Source organism: Variovorax sp. AC103 (genome assembly GCF_979254005.1).
Genome location: NZ_CEEDFC010000001.1, coordinates 419085 through 440917 on the forward strand (window position 1 = coordinate 419085; position 21833 = coordinate 440917).

Below are 21833 nucleotides of genomic sequence, written 5' to 3' on the forward strand. Positions count from 1 at the left end.
ATGGTCAAATCCGACGACACCGGCAAGTTCATCCTGCGTGTTTCGCTAGGCGTGCTGATCCTGCTGCATGGCATCGCCAAGCTGCAGGGCGGCGTCGGCTTCATCTCCGGCATGCTGGCACAGCATGGGCTGCCGGGCGCGCTGGCCTACCTGGTCTACATCGGCGAGATCGTGGCGCCCGTGCTGCTGATCATCGGTCTCTACACGCGGCCGGCCGCCTGGATCGTGGCCATCAACATGCTGGTGGCGTTCGCGCTGGTCCACATGAAGGACCTGACCGCACTCGGCAAGCAAGGCGGCTGGGCGCTGGAACTGCAAGGCATGTTCCTGTTCGCGGCGCTGGCCCTGGCGTTCATGGGCGGCGGCCGCTTCGCCCTCAGCAGCAAGTACAACTGAGCAGCGTCAATCGTCGTCGGCCGCATCGAGGCCTGGAAACAGGACCTCGGTGTAGCCGAAGCGCGAGAAATCGCGCACCCGCATCGGGTACAGCTTGCCCAGCAGGTGGTCGACTTCATGCTGCACCACGCGCGCATGGAAGCCCGTGGCAATGCGCTCGATCGGGTCGCCGTACGGATCGAGCCCGGTGTAGCGGATGTTGGCGAAGCGCGGCACCACGCCGCGCAGGCCCGGCACCGAAAGACACCCTTCCCAGCCCTCTTCCTCCGTGTCGTCCAGCGCGGTGATGACGGGGTTCAGCAGCACGGTGCGGGGCACCGGCGGCGCATCGGGATAGCGGGGGTTGACGATGTCGGTGCCGAAGATCACGAGTTGCAGGTCGACGCCGATCTGCGGCGCCGCAAGGCCGGCGCCGTTGACCGCATGCATGGTCTCGAACATGTCGCGCACCAGCAGATGCAGTTCGTCGGTATCGAAGGCGGTGACCGGCTGTGCAATGCGCAGCAACCGGGGATCGCCCATTTTCAGGATGTCGTGAATGGCCATGGCGGAATTATCGCCACCGGCCCTCACCCAATGACGACTCAGGGTTTGTCGGCGAGCGACGGGCCCTCACGGGCCGGCACGCCCGGTGGCGGGCGCATCACGCTGCCTGCGAGCGGCGCCTGGCGCTGCTGCGGGAATGCCACGGCGGGGGGCCGACCTCCGCCGCCAGCACCGGGTTGCGGGTAGTTGCCAGGCCGCGCGCCCTGGTAGTTCGGACGTCCGCCTTGCGGATAGCCGGGTCGCGCTGCCGGATAGCCGGGCCGGCCGTAGTACTGGCGCCCACCGTCGTAATAAGGACGGCGATCACGCTCGTAGTAGCCGCCTCCATTGATGTAGACCGGCGCGGGTGCAACCACCACGGGCGCAGGCTCGCTGTAGTAGGGACCCGACGAGTAACCGCCGCCATAGCCCGCGTTGTAGCCGCCACCGTAGTACGGATCGCCGGGAACCCCCACGCAACCGCTCAGCAGCGCAACGCCGCCAAGTGCAACGCTGGCACCAAGAACTCGGATTTTTTTCATGAGGAACTCTCCTTGTGGCCTTCAGTTATCTTTCAACGTCAGGTTGTAGACCCTGTTGACTGCGCTGCGATGAAGCGGCGTAACGGCCGGTAAAGAGGGCCTGCCGCCGCCTCATCCTTCGGGCGCTGCCGCTGGCAATCCGTTGGCAAGAATCTCCAGCATACGCGCCTCGTCGATGACCTCGACCCCGTTGTCCCGGGCCTTGTCCAGCTTGCTCCCGGCGTCTTCGCCGGCCACGAGGTAATGGGTTTTCTTGCTGACGGAGCCGGACACCTTTGCACCGGCCGCTTCCAACTTATCCTTCGCCTCGTCGCGGCTCAGCGTAGGAAGGGTACCGGTGATGACGAAGGTCAGGCCCGCCAAGGGCTTGGGCGCGCGGACCGCAGGCTCGCCCTCTTCCCAGGTCAGGCCGCAGGCGCGCAACTGCTCGACCACCTCGCGGTTGTGCGGCTGGTCGAAGAAGGTGCGCAGGCTCTGCGCCACCACCGGCCCCACGTCGTTCACTTCGAGCAACTGCGCTTCGGTGGCGTCCATGATCGCGTCCAGCTTGCCGAAGTGCTTGGCCAGATCCTTCGCGGTCGTCTCGCCCACGTGGCGGATGCCCAAGCCGAACAGAAAGCGCGGCAACGTGGTCTTCTTCGACGCTTCGAGGGCGTCGACCAGGTTCTTCGCCGACTTGTCCGCCATGCGCTCCAGCCCGGCCAGCGTGGTGAAGCCCAGCTTGTACAGGTCGGGCAAGGTGCGGATCAGGTTGGCATCGACCAGCTGCTCGACGAGCTTGTCGCCGAGCCCGTCGACATCGACCGCGCGCCGCGCCGCGAAATGCAGGATCGCTTCCTTGCGCTGCGCCGCGCAGAACAGTCCACCTGTGCAGCGGTAGTCGACCTCGCCCTCCTCGCGCACGGCCTCCGAATCGCATACGGGGCACCGGTGCGGCATGGTGAACTGCGCGCCGCGCTCGCCGTCGGGTTTGGCCAGGCTCTCGGGCACGACGCCGACCACTTCGGGAATCACGTCGCCGGCCCGCCGCACGATGACGGTGTCGCCCACGCGCACGTCCTTGCGGCGTGCCTCGTCCTCGTTGTGCAGCGTGGCATTGGTCACGGTCACGCCGCCGACGAACACCGGCGCGAGCTTGGCCACCGGCGTGAGCTTGCCGGTGCGCCCGACCTGGATCTCGATGCCCAGCACCTCGGTCAGCTGCTCTTGCGCGGGGTACTTGTGGGCCACGGCCCAACGCGGCTCGCGCGAAACAAAGCCCAGTTGCCGCTGCAGCTCGATGCTGTCGACCTTGTAGACCACGCCGTCGATGTCGTAGGGCAAGGCATCGCGCTGGCGCCCGATGTTTTCGTGGAATGCTATCAATTCAATAGCTCCAGTCGCACGTGCGGTCTGCGTGGCGACGGGAAAGCCCCATGCACCGAACTGCTTGAGCCAGTCGAACTGCGTCGGATGGTCGGGCCCGCCCTCGGCCGCGGGGGTGACCTCGCCGAGGCCGTAGGCGAAGAAGCTCAAGGGCCTTTCCGCGGCGATGGCCGGGTCGAGCTGGCGAACAGCGCCCGCCGCCGCATTGCGCGGATTGACGAACACCTTCTCGTTCTTCTGCCCGGCCGCGATCTTCTCGCGCTGGCGTTCGTTGAGCGCGTCGAAATCGGCGCGCTTCATGTAGACCTCGCCGCGCACCTCGACCACGGGCGGCGCCTTGCCGTTCAGGCGCAGCGGGATCTCGCGCACGGTGCGGATGTTCTGCGTGACCTCTTCGCCCACTTCGCCGTCACCGCGCGTGGCGGCCTGCACCAGCACGCCGTTCTCGTAGCGCAGGTTCATGGCCAGCCCGTCGAACTTCAGCTCGCACACGTACGACACCTGCGGCCCGTCCTCGGCCAGGCCCAGCTCCTTGCGCACACGCGCATCGAAGGCGCTCGCGCCGCCGGGCGTGATGTCGGTCTCCGTGCGGATCGACAGCATCGGCACCCGGTGGCGCACCTTGGTGAAGCCGTCGAGCACCTTGCCGCCCACGCGCTGCGTCGGCGAATCGGGCGTGCGCAGGTCGGGGAATTCGGTTTCGAGGGCCTGCAGCCGCTGGAACAGCTTGTCGTACGCGGCGTCCGGCAGCTCGGGCGCGTCCAGCACGTAGTAGAGATGGCCGTGCCGGTGAAGCTGTTCGCTCAGTGCGGCGGCTTCGCGTGCCGCTTCGTCGCGCGTCGTCATGGGGTGTCTCCCGAAAGTCGGAGTTAGCTGAAGAGTCGGCGCGCCAGCGGCGAGCCCGCCGCCAGGTCGCGCGCGTCGAGCGTGTCGTAGAGCTGCTCGAGGTCGTTGCCGATCACGTCCATGGTCTCGTCCCGCAGCAGCTGGCCGTCGCTGTCGGTCACGACGCCGTCCATCTCGCGCGCGAGCGTGGCGGCGGCTTCGCGCATGCGGCGAAACGGCTCCTCGCCGCGGTCGACCTGCGGCACGTCCAGGCTCAGGCTGAGTTCGCGGATGGCCGACTGGGCCGGGTCGTCGGCCAGCGCGGCCTGCGTGTCGAACGCCAGGCCGAGCACGGGCGGCAGCCCGGCCTCGCCGGTCGGCAGCACCATGCGCCCCGGAATGATGCCGGCCACAAAGCCCAGGCGCGCCGCGTTCTGCTGCACATAGCCGGGGCTCCAGGCCGCATGCAGCGCACGCAGCACGAAACCCAGCTGCGCGTCGTGCGCGCTGGCGAACTGGTCGAGCTCGCGGGCCCGCGCCACTTCGTCGAGCATCTCGGGAAATTCGGGCGCGCCGTTGACGGCGTCGGCAAAGGCCTGCGCCTTGACCACGAACTCTGAGTACTCGATCTCGTTGAGCCCGCCGGTGCGGTTGGCCAGTTGCACGCCGACCTGGAAGGCGCTGTAGCGCTGCCCGGCCACGGGCGGCTCCCACTGGCCGTTGTGTTCGTTCAGGCCTTCGATGGCCACCGGCTTGCTGCCCGCGCGGCGGGTCGGCGGCATGGCGGCGATGGCGGCGTCGCCCGAGGCCAGGCCTTCGAGCGACACCGGCGCGATCACGTCGATCAGCGGGTCCAGCCCGCCGCGGCGCTCGCCGGTGGGCACGGGCACGCCGCTGGGCGCGGGCAGGTCGGGGTCGAACAAGGGCTCGTGGCGGTCGCTCCCCGCCACCTGGCTGGGGTCGGCGTGCAGCATCGGCTCGATGCCGCCGGCCGAGGCAGACGCGGCCCGCTCGGCCTCGTCCAGCGCGATGTCGACCGCATCGGGCTGGCGCGGCGCGTTGCGGCGCGACATCAGGGTGTTGTAGGCCACGACGGCCGCGAGAACGAGACCGCCGAGGATGGCCAGGGCGAGAGTGAGATTGCTCATGGTTGCCGCTCTGCTCAGGCGGCGTCGACCATCGAGACCGCCGACTCCATGTCGACCGCCACGATGCGTGACACGCCCTGCTCCTGCATCGTGACCCCGATCAGTTGTTCGGCCATTTCCATGGCGATCTTGTTGTGGCTGATGAAGAGGAACTGGGTTTCGCGGCTCATGGCTGTCACGAGTTTGGCATAGCGCTCGGTGTTCGCGTCGTCCAGCGGCGCGTCCACTTCGTCGAGCAGGCAGAAAGGCGCCGGGTTGAGCTGGAAGATCGCGAACACCAGCGCAATGGCCGTGAGCGCCTTCTCGCCGCCCGAGAGCAGGTGGATGGTCTGGTTCTTCTTGCCGGGCGGCTGCGCGAGCACCTGCACGCCGGCATCGAGGATTTCGTCGCCCGTCATCACGAGGCGCGCATTGCCGCCGCCGAACAGCTCGGGGAACATCCGGCTGAAGTGCTCGTTGACGATCTTGAAGGTGCCGCCGAGCAGGTCGCGCGTTTCGGCGTCGATCTTGCGGATGGCGTCTTCGAGCGTGCCGATGGCTTCGTTCAGGTCGGCCGACTGCGCGTCCAGGAAAGTCTTGCGCTCGCTGGCAATGGCCAGTTCGTCGAGCGCGGCCAGGTTCACCGCGCCGAGCGCGACCACTTCGCGGTTGAGGCGGTCGATTTCGCCTTGCAGGCCGGTCAGGCGGACCTTGTCGGTTTCGATGGAAAGCGCGACGGCCTCGAGGTCGGCGCCGGCATCGTCCAGCAGTTGCTGGTACTGCTCGACACCCAGGCGCGCGGCCTGTTCCTTGAGCTGGAACTCGGTGATGCGCTGGCGCAGCGGGTCGAGTTCGCGTTCGAGCTGCAGGCGGCGCTCGTCGCTGGCGCGCAGCTTGAGCGTGAGGTCGTCGTATTGGCTGCGCGCGGCACCCAGCGCGGCTTCTCGCTCGAGCTTGAGCGACAGCGCGTCCTGCAGCCCGGCTTGCGCGGCGGCGTCGGACAGTCGGCCCAGCTCGGCGCGGGCGCGCTCGTCTTCGTCGGTGAGCGACACCACCTGCTGCGCCGCGGTTTCGATGGAGCGGTTGAGCTCCCCGCGGCGGGCTTCGAGCGTGCGCTGCGAGAAAGTTGCTTCCTGCGCCTGGCGTTCCAGGCTGCGGTGCTGCTCGCGGCTGGCGTTCAGCGCGCGGCCGGCCTCGATGACGCGCTCGTCCAGCTCGGCATGGCGCTCCTGGCTGTCGGCCAGCTGCATGTCGAGTTCTTCGAAACGGCCTTCGGCGGCGATGCGCCGTTCCTGCAGTTCCTCGAGCTGCGCGTCGACCTCGCCGAGGTCGTTGGCCAGCTGTGCGCTGCGCGCGCGGGTCTGCTCGGCAAGCTGCGTCATGCGCAGCGTCTCGACCTGCAGCTCGTGCGCGCGCGACTGGGTTTCGGCGGCTTCGCGCCGCGCGGTCACCAGGCGCGAGGCGGCGTCGCCGTAGGCGGCCTCGGCGCGGACCAGCGCAGTGCGCGCCTCTTCGTTGATGAGCGTCTGGGCGCGCAGCTGGCGCTCCAGGTTTTCCATTTCCTGCTGGCGGGCCAGCAGGCCGGCCTGCTCCGAATCGGGCGCGTAGAAGTTGACGCTGTGCGCGGACACGGCATGGCCGCTCTGCACATAGATGACTTCGCCGGGCTGCAGCGTGGCGCGCTGGGCCAGCGCTTCCTCGAAGCTCGCGGCCGTGAAGCAGCCGTGCAGCCAGTCGGTCAGCAGCGCCTGCTGGCCCGCGTCGTTCAGCCGCAGCAGGCTCGACAGCCGCGGCAGCGTGGCCGGGCCCTGCGGTGCACCGGCAGCCGGCGGGCTGTAGAACGCGAGCTTGGCGGGCGGCGCATCGTTGCCGAAGGCGCGCACCATCTCCAGGCGGCTGACTTCGAGCGCGCCCAGGCGCTCGCGCAGCGCGGATTCAAGCGCGTTCTCCCAGCCCTGCTCGATGTGGATGCGGCTCCACAGGCCCTGCAGGCCTTCGAGGCCGTGCTTGGCGAGCCAGGGCGCCAGCTTGCCGTCGGTCTTGACCTTTTCCTGCAGTGCGCGCAGCGCTTCCAGGCGGGCCGAGAACTCGGCATGGCGGGCGCCTTCGGTGTTGACGGCCTGCTGCTTCGTGCGGCGGTCGTCGTCGAGCTGCGGTACGGTTTCCTGCAGCTCCTGCAGGCGTCCGTCGGCTTCGCTGGCGGCCTCCTGCGCGGCGGCGTGCTGCTCCTGCATGTCGAGCAGGCGGGCCTCGTCGGGCGCGGCCAGTGCGTTCTGGTCGGCGCGCAGGCGTTCGCTGCGCTGCGTGAGCTGGCGGCTTTGTTCCTCGATGTTGCGCTGGTCGGCGGCCAGCACCTGGATCTGCTGCTGCACCTGCGACACGGTCGTGCGCTGGGCGTTGGCCTGGTCCTGGGCACGCTGCACGGCCTCTTCGAGCTCGGGCAGGCGGGCGTCGTGCTCTTCGAGCTGTGCGGCCAGCAGGATGGCCTGCTCTTCGGCGTCCACGCCGGCACCGGCGAGTGTCTCGATCTCGGCTTCGGCCTCGTCGCGGCGGCGGCCCCATTGGCCCATCTGCTCGCGCAGTTGCACCAGGCGCTGCTCGACGCGCTGGCGGCCTTCGACCACGAAGCGGATCTCGCCCTCGAGCCGGCCGACTTCGGCGCTGGCCTCGTAGAGCCTGCCCTGCGCCTGGTTGACGCTGTCGCCCGCGCCGTAGTGGGCCTGGCGCACGGTTTCGAGTTCGGCCTCGATGCGGCGCAGATCGGCCGTGCGCGACTCGAGGTCGTTGATGGCCTTCTCTGAATCGGTCTTGATCTTGGCCTGGTCGGCGTCGCTTTCGCTGCGCTTCAGGAACCACAGCTGGTGCTGCTTCTTCGTGGCATCGCCCTGCAGCGTGTTGTAGCGCGCGGCCACCTCGGCCTGCTTCTCGAGCTTCTCGAGGTTCGCGTTCAGTTCGCGAAGAATGTCTTCGACCCGCACGAGGTTCTCGCGCGTGTCGCCCAGGCGGTTCTCGGTTTCGCGGCGGCGCTCCTTGTACTTGGAGACGCCCGCGGCTTCCTCCAGGAACAGGCGCAACTCTTCGGGCTTGGACTCGATGATCCGGCTGATCGTGCCCTGGCCGATGATGGCGTAGGCACGCGGCCCGAGGCCGGTGCCCAGGAACACGTCCTGCACGTCGCGCCGGCGCACCGGCTGGTTGTTGATGTAGTAGCTGCTCGTGCCGTCGCGCGTGAGCACGCGGCGCACCGCGATTTCGCTGAACTGGTTCCACTGGCCGCCGGCGCGGTGGTCGGCGTTGTCGAACACCAGCTCCACGCTCGAACGGCTGGCCTGCTTGCGGGTGGTCGTGCCGTTGAAGATCACGTCCTGCATCGACTCGCCGCGCAGTTCCGACGCGCGCGACTCGCCGAGCACCCAGCGCACCGCATCCATGATGTTCGACTTGCCGCAACCGTTGGGCCCGACCACGCCGACCAGTTGGCCCGGTAGCAGGAAGTTGGTGGGTTCGGCGAACGACTTGAAGCCCGAGAGCTTGATGGAATTAAGACGCACGACTTGTCGGCCTGGCTTGGCTGTAGCGCCAAGGTATTGATTTGTAAGGAAAATTGCACGGGCCTGCAGCTTGCAGCAGGCCGCCGCCCCAGCCGTGGATGATAACGTCAGGGCATGAGCGATTCCCTTGTTTCCCCCCTGCCCGCAAGACGAAGCTGCCGTCCCGCAATCCTCGCAGGCATGGTGGCCGGCGCGGCCGCCCTGCTCGGTCTTGCAGGCTGTTCGTCGATGCGCGACACCCAGCGTGCCGAGCCCTACGCCAACCAGGAATGGTTGCAATCCGGCGCCAACCGCATTGCCAACCTGTCGTTGCGCGACAACCTGCAGTCAGTGCGGCGCGTGCAGGGCACGCTGTACAAGCGCAACCCCCGCGAATGGCGCAAGTCTGCGCCCAGCATGGAAGAAGCCGCCCAGCGCGCGTGGGACGCCGTGCTCAAGGGCCCGCCCCTGCCCGAACTGAAGGGCGCCAGCGGCATCGACGCGATCCGCCTGGCCTTCGAAACCGGACCACAGGGCTACCAGGGCGACCGGGTCGCAGCGCTGGTGTACGGGTGGGCCAGCATGCTCAAGCAGGCCAACGGCGACACCTGGGACCAGACCATGATTGACGGTGTGAACGCCGAGAACAGCTTCCGGGCCGCGCGCAATTTCGAGATTTCCCTGTGGCTCATTTCCTCCAAGACCGGCCCCGACGGCCAGCCGCTGCTGCTGGCGACCGAAATCAGCGAGCGCGGCCGCAACCTCGTGGCCGACCGCGAGCTGTCGAAGGTGGTGGCGCGGCTCGACCTGCTGGCTGCGCAGGCCGACGAGAAGTACCGCCGCGCCGCGCTCGACTTCGGGCAGAACTGGGTGATGGGCGTGGTCATGCCCTTCTTCACGCTGCTGCCGAAGTGAGCCGGATGCGCCTCTGAAACGAAGCAGCCCTCCACACCTGCATCCATGCGGGTTTCAGGCCGACCTGGGGTCGCCCATCCAGCGCCAGGCTGGGCACGCCGAACTCCTGGCCGAGGTGAACGTTGATGCCCCATTCGAAAGCGTTGGCCGACGCGCATGGCCGAATTCTAGAGGCCGGAATACAACGTTGGTTCACGACAAGGCGCCGTCGGCCAGATGCCTCACACATAATCGCCCCCATGCCCGCCCTGCGCCACGCCCGCCATCTCGTCCGCTTCGTGCTGGCGTGGTTCGTGTTGTCGCTGGGGGTGGCAATTGCATCGCCGGTGGTCCAACCGCAGTCGATGCAGCTCGTGTGTTCGGCGGCCGGCGCCATCAAGGTGGTCGTGCAGACCGACGACGGCGCACGCGAACTCGGCGCCAGTCATCTGGACTGCCCGATGTGCATGTTGACCGGTGCACCGCCGCCGGCGGCGCAACCCGTCGATCTCCCGAACGTCCTGCCGCTCGGCCATGCCGTCCAGCCGATTCCGGCCGCGCGCATCGCTGCGGCCACCGCCGCGCCATTGCCTGCGCGCGGACCTCCCTCGCTCTCCTGACTCGTTTTCGGTTTCGTCGCAGCTGACGTCGCTCATGGCAATGGGCATCCGTCGCACGCTGCCGCGCACTTCCCTGCAATGAGTCGGCGCCGCTGTGGGCGCCGAAGAGAGCTTTCACATGAACAAGACCCTCCTGTCGCTCGCGCTCGGCGCGGCATTCCCCTGGCTGGCCGTGCCCGCCTTCGCGCAGGGCACCGTGCCCGCAGCCAACGCACCGGCCGACGCGGCCTCCAGTGCAACGCCCGAGAGCGCCCCCGAGCGGACCAAGTCGCTCGGCGTCGTCACCGTCACCGGCGGCCAGCCGACCTCGCTGCCCACGCAGATTCCGACCACCATCGAGGGCGTGACGCGCGAGGAAATCGAGACGCGCATCAACGCCACCGACAGCGAAGACGCGCTCAAGTACCTGCCCAGCCTGCTGGTGCGCAAGCGCTACATCGGCGACTACAACCACGCCATCCTGTCGACCCGTGCCTCGGGCACCGGCAACAGCGCGCGCTCGGCGGTGTACGCCGACGGCATCCTGCTGTCGAACTACCTGGGCAACGGCATTGCCAACGGCACCAACTTCGCACCACGCTGGGGCCTGGTCACGCCCGAGGAGATCGAGCGCGTCGACGTGATGTACGGGCCCTTCTCTGCCGCCTACCCCGGCAACTCCGCCGGCGCGGTGGTCGACTACGTCACGCGCATGCCGACGCAACTGGAGGCGCATGTGAAGGTCGGCTACTCGTCGCAGCCCAACGACCTCTACAGCACCCGCCAGACCTTCAACAGCTGGCAGACCAGCGCATCGCTGGGCAGCAAGAGCGGCGACTGGTCGTGGTGGATCGACATCAACCGCACGGACAGCGAAGGCCAGCCGCTGACCTTCACCACCGCCACCCTGGCCTCGGGCGTGGCCGGCCGCGCGGGCACGCCGGTGTATGGCGCGCTGGGCGGGCTCAACACCACGAACACGCCCTGGTACATCCTGGGCACGGGCACGCAGTACCACACGCTGCAGGACCATGCCAAGCTCAAGCTCGCCTACGACATCTCGCCGACGGTGCGCGCGACCTACACGCTGGGCTGGTGGCAGAACACCTCAAGCGGCCAGTCCGCCAGCTATCTCACCAATGCGCAGGGGCAGCCGGTGTACAGCGGCCTCGTCAACATCGCCGGGCGCAGCTTCAACCTGTCGCCCACCGCCTTCCCGCTCACCGAGGACAGGGCCACGCACTACATGCACGGCCTCTCGGTGAAGAGCAACACGCAGGGCGTGTTCGACTGGGAGCTGGCGGCCAGCCTGTACGACTATTCGAAGGACACGCAGCGCGCGCCCACCATCGCGCTGCCGCTGGCGGCCTACGGTGGCGCGGGCACGCTGCAGGACCAGGGCGGCACCGGCTGGAACACGCTCGCGGCCAAGGGCACGTGGCGCCCGCAGGGCGTGGGCGGCGCGCACATCGTCGACTTCGGCGTGGGGCGCGATGCCTACAAGCTCGGCATCGCGAAGACCAACGTGCTGGGCAACTGGCAGGACGGCGCCTCGTTCACCCCGGTGAGCAACGTCGGCGGGCGCACCGAGACCTACAGCGCGTGGGTGCAGGACGCCTGGTCGTTCGCGCCGAAATGGAAGGCCGTGCTCGGGCTTCGCTACGAGCACTGGCAGGCCAACGACGGTTTCACGGCCACAGCCGCCAGCTCGCAGGGGTACGCCTCGCGCAGCGAATCCGACCTGTCGCCCAAGGCCGCGCTGGCCTACCAGCTCACGAGCGACACCGTGCTGAAGGCATCCGTCGGCCGGGCCGTGCGCTACCCCACGGTCGGCGAGCTGTACGGCGCGACTTCGGGAGGCGCGCTCTCTTTCATCAACGACCCCACGCTGAAGCCCGAGAAGTCGTGGACCGGCGAACTCTCGGCCGAGAAGGACCTGGGCAACGGGCTGCTGCGCGCCACGCTGTTCCACGAGACCACCAGGAACGCGCTGTACAACCAGCTCATTCCCAACGCCACCGTCTCGCGCGTGCAGAACATCGACAAGGTGCGCACCACCGGCCTGGAGGTCGCCTACACCGGGCAGAACGTGTTCATCAAGGGCCTCGACCTGGGCGGCAGCCTGACCTATGCCGACTCGAAGACCGTCGCCGACGCCGCCTTTCCCGCCGCCGTGGGCAAGTGGCAGCCGCGCGTGCCGCGTTGGCGTTCGACCGTCTACGCAACGTACAAGCCCGACGCTCGCTGGGCCTTCACGGTCGCCGCGCGCTACAGCGGCAAGCAGTACTCGAACCTGGACAACAGCGACGTCAACGCTTTCGCCTACTTCGGCGCCAGCAAGTACTTCACGGTCGACTTCCGCGTGCGCTACCAGATCGACAAACAGTGGTCGGCCGCCTTCGGCATCGACAACGCCAACAACTACCAGTACTGGAACTTCCACCCGTACCCGCAGCGCACCTACACGGCCGAGCTGCGGTTCGATCTGTGAGGTCCGCCGATGTATGCCAGCCAGCCGAGCAGCTCGGCGTTCGCCACGGTCCGACGCGCTGCGGTGCGTAACCGGGTGGGCAGCGGCATGCGACGAAACCGCCAAAGATACAATCGATCCCGGTTATCGATGTCGCAGCAAAAAGCAAAACTTTCCGCTCTTTTCCACACTTTTACGGACAACCCATGAGTTCCATCAACTTTATCGGCGGCGAAAAAGGCGGAGTCGGCAAGTCGGTCACGGCGCGCGTGCTGGCGCAGTACTTCATCGACCACAGCCGGCCGTTCGTGGGCTTCGATACCGACCGCTCGCACAGCTCGTTCACCCGCTTCTACGAAGGCTTCGCCTCCCCCGTGGTGGTCGACAGCTTCGAAGGACTCGACACCGTGGTGAACGGCTTCGAGAGCAATCCGCAGCAGAGCGTGATCGTCGACCTGGCCGCGCAAACGCTGGCGCCGCTGTCGCGCTGGATCAAGGAGTCGGACCTGTTCGACGTGTTCGCCGACATCGGCGTCACGGTCAACTTCTGGCATGTGCTGGACGACGGCAAGGACTCCACCGACCTGCTCGGCTCGCTGATCGACACCTTCGGCAACCGGCCCAACTACATCGTGGTGCAGAACTACGGACGCGGCAGCGACTTCGGGATGCTGCTGGCGTCGCAATCGCTTTCCAAGGCGACAGCGAACGGCGCGCGGGTGATTGCGCTGCCCCGGCTGCACGACGCGAGCATGCGCAAGATCGATGCGCAGAACACGAGCTTCTGGAAGGCTGTGAACGACCGCGAAGGCGTGCATGCGCTGGGCCTGCTGGAGCGTCAGCGCGTGAAGTCCTGGCTGGCGACGGCCTACGCGGCCTTCGATACCTTGCCGCTGTAGGTTCTCGAGGCCGACGCATCGCCGTCGGCCCTCACCCCAACCCTCTCCCCAAGGGGAGAGGGAGCAACTCAGATCATTCCGCCGTTGATGGAAATGACTTGCCCCGTGATGTAGGCCGCCTCGTCACTGGCCAGGAAAGCAGCCAGCGCCGCCACTTCCTGCGGTGTGCCTGCCCGCTTCACCGGCACCATCTGGTTGATGACCGCCGGATCGAACACGGCATCGGCCATCGGCGACGCGATGATCCCGGGCGCAATCGCATTCACCGTCACACCGCGCGAGGCCACTTCGAGCGACAGCGCCTTGGTCGCGCTGTTCAACGCCCCCTTGGCGGCCGCATAGTTCACCTGCCCCCGGTTGCCTGCAATCGCGGCCACCGAAGATATGTTCAAAATGCGCCCCCACCGCGTGCGCATCATCGGCAGCAGCAAGGGTTGCGTGACACGGAAGAAGCCGTTGAGCGACACGTCGATCACCTTGTGCCATTGCTCGGCGCGCATGCCCGGCAGCACCGCGTCGTCGTGCACGCCCGCGTTGTTGACGAGCACCTGCACCGGCCCGCCTTCGAGGATGCGCGCACACGCGGCCGCGCAGGCCTCGTCGCTGCGCAGGTCGAACACATGGCATTCCGCCTTGCCGCCCGCCGCGATGATCGACGCGGCGAGTTGCTCGACCGACTCCGGCCGCGAATTGGCGTGCAGCAGCACCGTGGCGCCGTCGCGCGCCAGGCGTTCGGCCATGGCGGCACCGAGCGCACCGCTCGCGCCGGTGATCAGCGCGCGTTTTCCTTCGAGACTCATGGCGTGGGGGTGCTTTCTGTGGCCAGCGGCGTGTTGAGAACGACCACGGTGCGGCCTTCGGCCAGCATGCGGCCGTCGTCAGCCGTCACCGTGAACGCATAAAGAATCTGGCGGTCGTCGCCCGACAGGCGCTGCGCGCGCACCTGCATCGCGCCAGGCACATCGTCGAGCCGCGCCACCGCGAGCCTGACGTTGCGCGCGCTCGCCAGGAAGCCGGCCGACGGCGCGCTGCCCTCGGCAGCCAGCAGCCCGCCGTGCAGCGCCATGGCCTGCGCCGCGTACTCGATGGCGTTGGGCGCGAGCAAGCCGCTCTCGGTGCGCAACGGGTTGCCGGCCTGCGCATGCGTCGTGGTGCTGCAGTGGATCGCCTCGGCGTCCCAGCTTTCGAGCCGCTCCAGCAGGCACATGCTGCCGCTGTGCGGAATGCGCTGCGCGATGCCCGCGCGGTCGAGCGTCTGCGGTGCGGTCATGCGGCAGGCGCCAGATCGGCCACCAGCAGAACATTGGCAAACGGCGTGCCTGCGCTCATCGGGATGCTCTGCACATGAAAGCCCAGGCGCTGCAGCAGCGTGGTCCATTGGGCCAGCGGACGGCCCCACGTCGGCGAGACCTTGTGCCCGCGGATGCGCGTGACCGTGCGATCGACCCACTGGCTGACGGTGAAGCCGCGCCGGCTCGACGCATCGCCCACGCGCAGCAGCAAGCGAGCCTGCGCGTTGCCGCCGCGCTGCAGCGCATCGCGCACGCGCAGAAGCACGCCTTCCTGAGCCTCGAGGTCGACGTAGTGCAGCACATCGAGAATGACGACCAGGTCGCACGCCGGCAACGCAGCGGAGCACATGTCGGCGCAGAGCAGCTGCGGCGGAGGCTGCAGATGGCCGATGGACGCTTCGGCGCGCGCCACGTCCTTGGGCATCAGCTCGATGCCCGTGTAGTCGGCGGCAGCGGGCGTCCTGGGCCAGGACGACGGCCAGCGGCCCTGCTTCTGCATCGCGCTCATCGAGGCCAGCAGGCTGGCGAACAGGCCCTGGCCGCAGCCGATGTCGACCACGCGCCGGTGCTGCGCACCGATCAGCCCGCGTTCGAGCAGGCCGCGAAACACCGGGTCACGCCCCAGCTTGCCGCGCGCGAAGTGCCAGGCGAAGCTGCCACCCTTCTTGTAGGGAATGGTCGCGGCTTCATGCAGCTCACGCCAGGCGCTGTCGGTGGACGACGGCATCACGGCACTCATGACTTCATTCCCTCTGTCAGGGTCACGGCGCGCAGTCCATCGGCGCGCAGGCGTTCGAGCAACAAGGGCAGTACCTCCAGCAAAACGGGTTGTCCTTCGGCCGTGCGGGCGGCATTGCCGTCGTGCAGCAACAGGATGTCGCGGGCCTGCAGATTGCGGGCGAGGCGCGCCATCACCTTGTCGGCGTCGCCTTCGCGCGTGTCGAAACCACGGCGCGTCCAGCTCACGAGCGACAGGCCCAGGCGGTGCAGCACCGGCTCGAGAAACGGATTGCGCAGGCCGGCCGGCGCGCGGAAACAGGTCGGGCGCTGGCCGGTGACGTCGCTCAGGATGTCCTGTGCGCGCGCGATCTCGGCGGCGAAACCGCGCGGCCCGAGAAACGAAAAGTTGTGCCGGTGCCGCGCCGTGTGGTTCTGGATGCTGTGGCCGCGCGCCACGATCTCGCGCGCCAGTCCGGGCTGCGCCAGCACACGCTCGGCAATGCAGAAGAAGGTGGCCCGCTGGCCGTGCGCGTCCAGCAGGTCGAGCACGCGCGGCGTGACCTCGGGCTCCGGGCCGTCGTCGATGGTGATCGCCACCTCGCGCCGCGCCCCGGCCGCTTCGGGCAACCGAGTGACGTTGGGGCCCAGCAGGCTGCTGCGCGGCGTCAGGCCGGCGCCGGTGATCAGCGCATGGTTCAGCACGATGGCGCCGACCGCCCACGGCAACGCGCCCGGCACCAGCACGCCCGCACCGATGGCCGCCACGTGCCACGCCGCGCTGGCACGGATGGCGGGCGGCCATGGCCAGGAATCGGTGGTCGGGGCGGAGGCGGGATGCATGGGCACGGATTTTCCCATCAGCCACGCACGTCGGGCGACTTCGCAGACGGCGCGACGCTGCGCGCGAACGCGGCCGACAGCAGCAGCGCCAGCAGCGCCCCCGGCGCCACCACGCGGCCGATGGACGAGAGCGCCGGAATGTCGGAAATGGCGATCAGCCCGAACGACACCACGGTCGTCAGGTTGGCCAGCATCAGCGACGCCAGCGTGTCCTCGTCGGCCCGCCCGGTGGTGCGCAGCTGGTCGAAGAACAGCGCGTAGTTGGAGCCGACCGCCACGATCAGCAGCAGCCCCACCAGGTGCAGGATGCCGAGCGCCGCCTGCAGCACGGCCATGCCGCCGAGCACCAGCACCACCGCGAACAGCAGCGGCTGGCACACGGCCAGCAGGCGGCGCCACGAACGCAGGTAGATGCCCAGCAGCACCACCACGGCCAGCGCGCCCAGCAGCACCTGCACGAAAGCCTCGTGCAGATAGCGCTGGTACAGCCCCGCCAGTTCGCGGCCGACGTCGACCACCTGCACCTCGGGCAGCCCGGTCAGCGCAGCCTCCAGCCGGCCCTGGTCGAAGGTCTTGCCGGGGTGCAGCACCACCAGCGTGCCCCAGCCGCCACCCGGGCGCTCGTACATCAGCGTGTTCACGACCGAAGCCAGCGGCCCGCTGGACAGGTCGGCGCGCTGCACCGGCAGCAGCTTGCGCGCCGCCTCGATGTCGTCCACGAACGGCCCGAGGCGCGATGCCAGCAGCGGCATGCCTTTCGTCGCTTCGGCCAGGTTGGCGCGCAGGATCTCGCTGCTCGGCAGGCTCGCGATGCGCGCCGTTTGTGTTTCCACGCTCGGCAGCACGCGCGTGACGGTTTCGTAGCCGATGAGTTCGCCCTTGTCGACCAGCGCATCGAGCCGCGCGGCGGCCGCTTCGGTGTGGCGCAGCGCGGACTGCTCGTCGTCGCCGTAGGCCACCACCAGCACGCCGCCGTCGCTCGCGCCGATGTCGTTGCGCAGCGTTTCGTCGAGCTGCTGGGCGGCCTTGGGCACCGGGCTCATGGCGCCCAGGTCGGCGCGCCACAAATGACCGCCCTGCCACAGCACCAGCCCCATCGCGGCCACGCCCAGCGCGGCCAGCGGCCAGCGCAGGCGCGGCAGGCCGCGCACCAGCGCGCCGGCCATCTGCGCCATGTACTTGCGCATGCCCATGCCGGTGGCACCGTCGGGCGCCAGCACCGGCAGCACATAGCGGGTGGCCAGCGCGGCGGACACCAGGCCGGCAATGGAGAACACCCCCAGCTGCGCCAGCCCCGGAAAGCCCGAGAACACCAGCGCCGCGAAGCCGCACACCGAGGTCAGCAGGCCGAGCCGCACGGTCGGCCAGTTCAGGTCGCGCCAGCGCTGCCAGCCGGTGCCGGCCACTGCGCCCGCCCCGACCTGACGGGCCTGGATGAGGTAGTAGATGGCGTAGTCCACCGTTTCGCCGATCAGCGTGCTGCCGAAGCCCAGCGTGAGCCCGTGCACCGAACCGAACACCAGGCTCACGCTGGCAGTGCCGATCACCACGCCCGTGGCCACCGGCAGGAAGGCGATGACCAATGCGCGCGGCGAGGCGAACGCCAGCAGCAGCAGCCCGCCCATCACGATGCCGCCCACCACCGCGAGGTGGATGGCTTCGGTCTTGATCTTGTCGCGGCTCATCACCGAGAACACGGGTGGCCCGCTCAGCAGTAGCTTGGGCGCCGATGCGCCCATCTCGCGCGTGGCGGCCTGGTACGCCGACTGCACGCGCGCGATGGCCACGGCCTGGGCGTCGAGGTCGCTGCCGGCCGCGCGGGTGGTGGAAATCATGAGCGCGCGTGGCGCGGTGCGCGACATCCACACCCCGTCTTCGCTGCGCGGCGCGCTGGCGGGCACCAGTTCCATGGCAATGCGCTGGGTCTCGCCGGTCGGATCGCGGTCGAGCAAGGGCTTGATCGCGTTGCCGGCCGGCGTTCCGAGCATCGACAGGGTCTCGTTGATCGCGTCGCGCAGCCCTTCGGCGGTGAACTGGCCGGGCGTGACGCCGGGCGACAACTGGTAGCGGTGCTGCAGGACCCAGGCGCCCGCCTCGCTCCAGTCGCTCACGTCGCCGTTCTGCACCAGGTCGAACAGCTTGCTCTCGCGCATGTCCTTGCCCACCGCGCGCGACACGGCGGCGCGCTGCTCGGCGGTGCCGCCTTCGATGCCCAGCATCAGCGTGCGCGAGGCCACGCCGCTTTGCAGCTGCTCGATGAGCACGCGCTGGCGCACGTCGGGGCTCTTGGGCAGGAAGGCCGACAGGTCGGCACCGATGTGCGTGCGGGAGATGACCACCGCGCCGCACAGCAGCACCAGCAGCCATGCCAGCAGCACGACAGCCCGGCGCGACCAGCTCGGCGGGCCGTCGGTGCGCAGCGGTGTCACGGCGTGGTGCGTCCGGGCGCGCCGGACGGGGCTGCGGCGGCCGGTGCAGCGCCCGGCGTGATGTTCATCGACGAGCGGTCGCCGCCGACGAATTCCATGTCCAGCCCGAGCACGTCGCTGGCGCGGCCGCTGATGCGGATGCTGCGCACCTGCGCGGCCAGCCGGCTGTCCATCGGCACGAGGTCGAGCGTCCACTTGGCAGGCGACCCCGTCACCGTGTTCTTGAAGTAGCGCTGCAGCGTGGCGCCGTCACCGGTGAGCGTGCCGCGCATGGCTTCGACCAGGCCGAGCAGCTCGGGCATGCTGTCGAGCGCCAGCGTGCGGTTGCGCCCGCCGCGCGACAGCGTCAGCGTGTTGCCCTCGACGGCCATGGTCTCGATGCGCGGGGACAGCGTGCGGCGCACCAGCTTGTCGGGCGCGTCGAAGCTCAGCGTGCCGCTGGCGTCCAGCGGGCCTTCCAGGCCGTGCACGAAGCGTTGCTCGGTGAAGCGGGCCTCCCCGCTCTTCTGCTTGGCCAGCAGGCCCATCAGTTCGGGCAGGTCGAAGGCCGCCCAGGCCGGCGCGGCGCACAGCGCCAAGGCCAGCCCCAGCACGCATGCCTTGCAAAGCCGCTCAAGCCGCATCTTCAAGCCAGAAATCATGAAAGTTGAACCAGTTGTAGGGATAGGCGCGGCAGATAGCTTCCAGGCGCGCGACATAGGCTTCGACAGCGGCACGGATGCGGCGTTCCCGCTCCGCGGCGTCCGGCACCCGCTCCGTGAAGTCGGCCAGCAGGTCGAACCGAATATCGTAGCGCGCGCCACCCCGGTAGAGGCCGGCCATGAAGAACACCTTGCGGCGCAGCAGGGCCGCGAGCCGGAACGGCCCGTCGTTGAAGCTGGCGGGCTGCCCGAGGAACGGCAGCACGATGCTGTTGCCGCGCTGCGAGGCGGGCTGGTCTTCGCTGCCCGGCAGCGTGCGGTCGGCCAGCATGCCGCCCAGGCCACCGCCGTCGAGCCAGTCGCGCAGCGCGAGCATCGAGTGCGGCCGGCCCAGCGCGATGACGTGCGGGCGCAGCTCCGGCAGCGCAATCGCGTTGAGGATGGCGGTGATGCGCTGCGCGTTGTCCGGAAACATCAGCATCGCCAAGCGCAGGTGGTGCTGCTGTGTCTGCTGCTTGCACGCCCCGAGCACCTCGAAGCTGCCCACGTGCGCACCGAGCATGAAGGCGCCCCGCCCCGCCACGGCTTCGGCCTCGAGCGGCACGTTGCCTTCGACCGTCAGGTCGAACAGGTCCATGCGTCCGCGCAGGAAGTACACGCGGTCGAGCACGGTCGAGGCGAAGGCATGGAGCAGGCGGAAGCCGTCCATCCAGCCGGCGTGCGGGCCGATGGCCCGGAACAGATAGCGCTTGATGTGCCGGCGCTGCGTGGGTGCGAACAGCAGGAAATAGAGCGAAATCGGGGGCAGCAGCAGGCGCGTGACGCGGCGCCCGCACACCAGCGCCATGAACACGATGAAGCGCAGCGCGAGCATGTTGCTGCGTTCGGGCGCGTGTGCCCAGTCGCCGGTGTCCGGCTTGTCGTTCTTGTGTGCGCCCTGCCCCGTGCGGGCCGCCTCGTCCACAGCGCGCGACTCCACGTCGGTGTGCTTCATCACGCAGAGCCTTGCACAGCCGTCCATCGGCCGGTGACAGCCACCACGCCGTCGCAACGCACGTCGAAGCGCACCCCGCGACTGGCCCCGGCTTCCGGATGCAGCTCGATGGACAGCGTGCTGCCGGGTCGCACCGGCGCAAGGAACTTGGCCGCGGCCAGCGTGGGGCTGGTGCCCAGTCGCGCCGTCAGGGCCGGTACGCGCCGCACGGCTTCCATCACCTCGGCCAGGATCAGCGCGCCCGGCAGCAGCGGCTGCCCCGGGAAATGCCCGGCGAAGACGGGGTGGTCGGCCGGCACCGCGAGGGCCATCTGCACGGGCGTGTCGTCTTCTGCGAGCTGGGCCAGCGCGAACTCGCGCAGTGCCCGCACCGTGAGCTTGCCCGTGCCTTCGCGCGGGAACGACTTGACCTGCACCACCCGGCGGGGCACGAACACGGCCTCCAGGCGCTGGCGCAGCGCGGCGATGATTTCACCGGCCGACAGCGTCGGCGCGACCACGAAAGCCACCGGCCGCACCACGCCGTCGGCCACCTCGTCGGGCAGCCAGAAGGCACCGTCGTCCACCCCGGGAATGCTGTTGAGGTGAAAGTTCAGGTGCGCCAGCGAGCTGCGCCGGCCGGCCACATGGATCAGATCGTTGGCCCGTCCGAAGAGCCGGAAGCGGCGGTCGTCCAGCAGTTCGAGCACGTCCGCCATCGGCGTGGGCTCGGGCATGAAATCGCCGGAGAAGACGAAGCGCTCGGGCCCGCCGTCCGCGGAGGGCTCCGCATGCACCTTGATCTCGCCGAAGGTTTCCCAGATTTCGCTGTCGGTCGTGCGACGCGTGGCCACCTGGCCCGACTCGGTGCTGCCGTAGATTTCGAGCAGCACGCCGCCCATGGCCTGCTCGGCCTGCAGCGCGAGCTGCGGCGACAGCGGCGCGGTGGCCGACAGGATCAGGTCGACCGGCGGCAGCTCGATGCCCGACAGCAGCAGCGTCTTCAGGTGGAACGGCGTGGTCACCAGCGCGCGCGGGCGCGGCACCGAAGCCAATGTCTGCGCCACGTCGGCGGGAAAGAACGGCCGGGCGCTTTCGAAGGCGGCGCCGCCGAGCAGGGCCAACAGCGCGGACGATTCCAGCCCGTAGCTGTGTTGCACCGGCACCGTGGCCACCAGCGTCACGCCTTCCAGCGTGGGCCGCTCGAGCACGCGGCACAGGCGCCGGACGGCCACGGCGACGTCGCCCACCAGCGTGCGCCAGGTCTTGGCATGCGGCTGCGGCACGCCGGTGGAGCCGGAGGTGAGCAGGCTGACCGCATGCATCGCGCCGTCGATGGACGGAACTGCATCACCTGCACCACCTTCGGGGCTGGAGCGGTCTTCGATCAGCACGCGGTGCATGCCGGGTGTTTGCAGCGTCGCGTCGTCGGCCAGCGCAAAGAGCCGAGGGCCGCCTGATTCGCGCAGCCGCGCCAGCGTGTCGGGCCGTGCGTCGGGCGGCAGCAGGCTGGCATGGCCGCGCACGAGCGCGGCGCACAGGCTCACGGCGAAAGCGTAGCGGTCGCCGCACACATTGACGGCCGGCCCCTCGTCGGGGAGGGTGGGAGCGAAACGGGCCACGTCGGCCAGGAACTGCCGCCCGCTCACGGGCACGCCGGCGCGCCAGGCCAGGGGGGCGTCGAGGTCGCGGGGCGCGAGCAGCGGCAGGAAGCCGGGTTCGGCGGTATCTGGGTTGTCGGGGTTGTCGGTCGTCACGCGGGCCAC

General features: G+C 69.0%; 18 protein-coding genes. 5 read left to right on the plus strand and 13 right to left on the minus strand.

The genetic code is table 11. The annotated features are described in order from the left end of the window. Positions 1-396 (plus strand): DoxX family protein, encoded by a 396-nt coding sequence (locus tag AC0IYU_RS01905; RefSeq protein ID WP_472112384.1) that lies wholly within the window; start codon positions 1-3, stop codon positions 394-396. 6 nt (positions 397-402) lie between these two features. Here the strand turns inward: AC0IYU_RS01905 and def are convergent, their stop codons facing one another. The 5 genes from def to smc form a co-directional block, all read right to left on the minus strand. Continuing rightward, positions 403-942, minus strand: a complete 540-nt coding sequence (def, locus tag AC0IYU_RS01910; RefSeq protein WP_472112387.1) for a peptide deformylase — start codon at positions 940-942, stop codon at positions 403-405. 38 nt (positions 943-980) lie between these two features. Beyond that, positions 981-1463, minus strand: coding sequence for a hypothetical protein (locus AC0IYU_RS01915; RefSeq protein ID WP_472112390.1), 483 nt, complete (start codon positions 1461-1463; stop codon positions 981-983). Positions 1464-1574: 111 nt separating this feature from the next. After that, a complete protein-coding gene (gene ligA / locus AC0IYU_RS01920; RefSeq protein ID WP_472112393.1) occupies positions 1575-3674 on the minus strand; it encodes an NAD-dependent DNA ligase LigA in 2100 nt (699 codons plus the stop codon). A 23-nt stretch (positions 3675-3697) separates the two neighbouring features. After that, positions 3698-4801, minus strand: coding sequence for a cell division protein ZipA C-terminal FtsZ-binding domain-containing protein (locus AC0IYU_RS01925; RefSeq protein ID WP_472112395.1), 1104 nt, complete (start codon positions 4799-4801; stop codon positions 3698-3700). A gap of 14 nt (positions 4802-4815) precedes the next feature. After that, the gene (smc, locus tag AC0IYU_RS01930; protein WP_472112398.1) at positions 4816-8331 is read right to left on the minus strand and encodes a chromosome segregation protein SMC; all 3516 of its coding nucleotides are present in this window, start codon (positions 8329-8331) and stop codon (positions 4816-4818) included. A gap of 114 nt (positions 8332-8445) precedes the next feature. Between smc and AC0IYU_RS01935 the strand changes: the two genes are divergently transcribed. The 4 genes from AC0IYU_RS01935 to AC0IYU_RS01950 all read left to right on the plus strand — a co-directional run bounded on the left by AC0IYU_RS01935 (position 8446) and on the right by AC0IYU_RS01950 (position 13172). Then, entirely contained in the window at positions 8446-9225 is a 780-nt protein-coding gene (locus tag AC0IYU_RS01935) for a hypothetical protein (RefSeq protein ID WP_472112401.1), read from the plus strand. 239 nt (positions 9226-9464) lie between these two features. Beyond that, positions 9465-9824: a hypothetical protein gene (locus tag AC0IYU_RS01940; RefSeq protein WP_435487051.1), complete on the plus strand. Its 360-nt coding sequence runs from the start codon at positions 9465-9467 to the stop codon at positions 9822-9824. A gap of 118 nt (positions 9825-9942) precedes the next feature. Beyond that, complete coding sequence (locus AC0IYU_RS01945; RefSeq protein ID WP_472112404.1) at positions 9943-12294, plus strand: TonB-dependent receptor; 2352 nt, start codon at positions 9943-9945, stop codon at positions 12292-12294. A 185-nt stretch (positions 12295-12479) separates the two neighbouring features. Continuing rightward, positions 12480-13172 (plus strand): P-loop NTPase family protein, encoded by a 693-nt coding sequence (locus tag AC0IYU_RS01950; protein WP_435440348.1) that lies wholly within the window; start codon positions 12480-12482, stop codon positions 13170-13172. 68 nt (positions 13173-13240) lie between these two features. Here AC0IYU_RS01950 and fabG read toward each other — a convergent pair whose 3' ends face one another. Genes fabG through AC0IYU_RS01990 form a run of 8 tightly spaced genes read right to left on the minus strand, consistent with a single transcriptional unit; the run spans position 13241 to position 21824 of the window. Next, positions 13241-13972: a 3-oxoacyl-ACP reductase FabG gene (fabG, locus tag AC0IYU_RS01955; RefSeq protein ID WP_435487053.1), complete on the minus strand. Its 732-nt coding sequence runs from the start codon at positions 13970-13972 to the stop codon at positions 13241-13243. Continuing rightward, a complete protein-coding gene (locus AC0IYU_RS01960; protein WP_435487054.1) occupies positions 13969-14442 on the minus strand; it encodes an ApeP family dehydratase in 474 nt (157 codons plus the stop codon). The genes fabG and AC0IYU_RS01960 overlap by 4 nt, the downstream gene beginning before the upstream one ends. Next, positions 14439-15203, minus strand: coding sequence for a class I SAM-dependent methyltransferase (locus tag AC0IYU_RS01965; protein WP_472112407.1), 765 nt, complete (start codon positions 15201-15203; stop codon positions 14439-14441). Before AC0IYU_RS01965 ends, AC0IYU_RS01960 begins: the two co-directional genes overlap by 4 nt. Further along, positions 15200-16042: a polysaccharide deacetylase family protein gene (locus tag AC0IYU_RS01970; RefSeq protein WP_472112409.1), complete on the minus strand. Its 843-nt coding sequence runs from the start codon at positions 16040-16042 to the stop codon at positions 15200-15202. The genes AC0IYU_RS01965 and AC0IYU_RS01970 overlap by 4 nt, the downstream gene beginning before the upstream one ends. Continuing rightward, complete coding sequence (locus tag AC0IYU_RS01975) at positions 16042-18453, minus strand: MMPL family transporter (RefSeq protein ID WP_472112412.1); 2412 nt, start codon at positions 18451-18453, stop codon at positions 16042-16044. Before AC0IYU_RS01975 ends, AC0IYU_RS01970 begins: the two co-directional genes overlap by 1 nt. Further along, positions 18450-19094 carry a LolA-related protein gene (locus AC0IYU_RS01980; protein WP_472112415.1) on the minus strand — a complete coding sequence of 215 codons (645 nt, stop codon included), beginning with the start codon at positions 19092-19094 and terminating at the stop codon, positions 18450-18452. The genes AC0IYU_RS01975 and AC0IYU_RS01980 overlap by 4 nt, the downstream gene beginning before the upstream one ends. Further along, positions 19066-20088 (minus strand): acyl-CoA synthetase, encoded by a 1023-nt coding sequence (locus AC0IYU_RS01985; RefSeq protein ID WP_472112418.1) that lies wholly within the window; start codon positions 20086-20088, stop codon positions 19066-19068. The genes AC0IYU_RS01980 and AC0IYU_RS01985 overlap by 29 nt, the downstream gene beginning before the upstream one ends. Then, on the minus strand, positions 20088-21824 hold the full coding sequence (locus AC0IYU_RS01990) for an ApeI family dehydratase (protein WP_472112421.1): 1737 nt from the start codon (positions 21822-21824) through the stop codon (positions 20088-20090). Before AC0IYU_RS01990 ends, AC0IYU_RS01985 begins: the two co-directional genes overlap by 1 nt. Positions 21825-21833 lie beyond the last annotated feature (9 nt).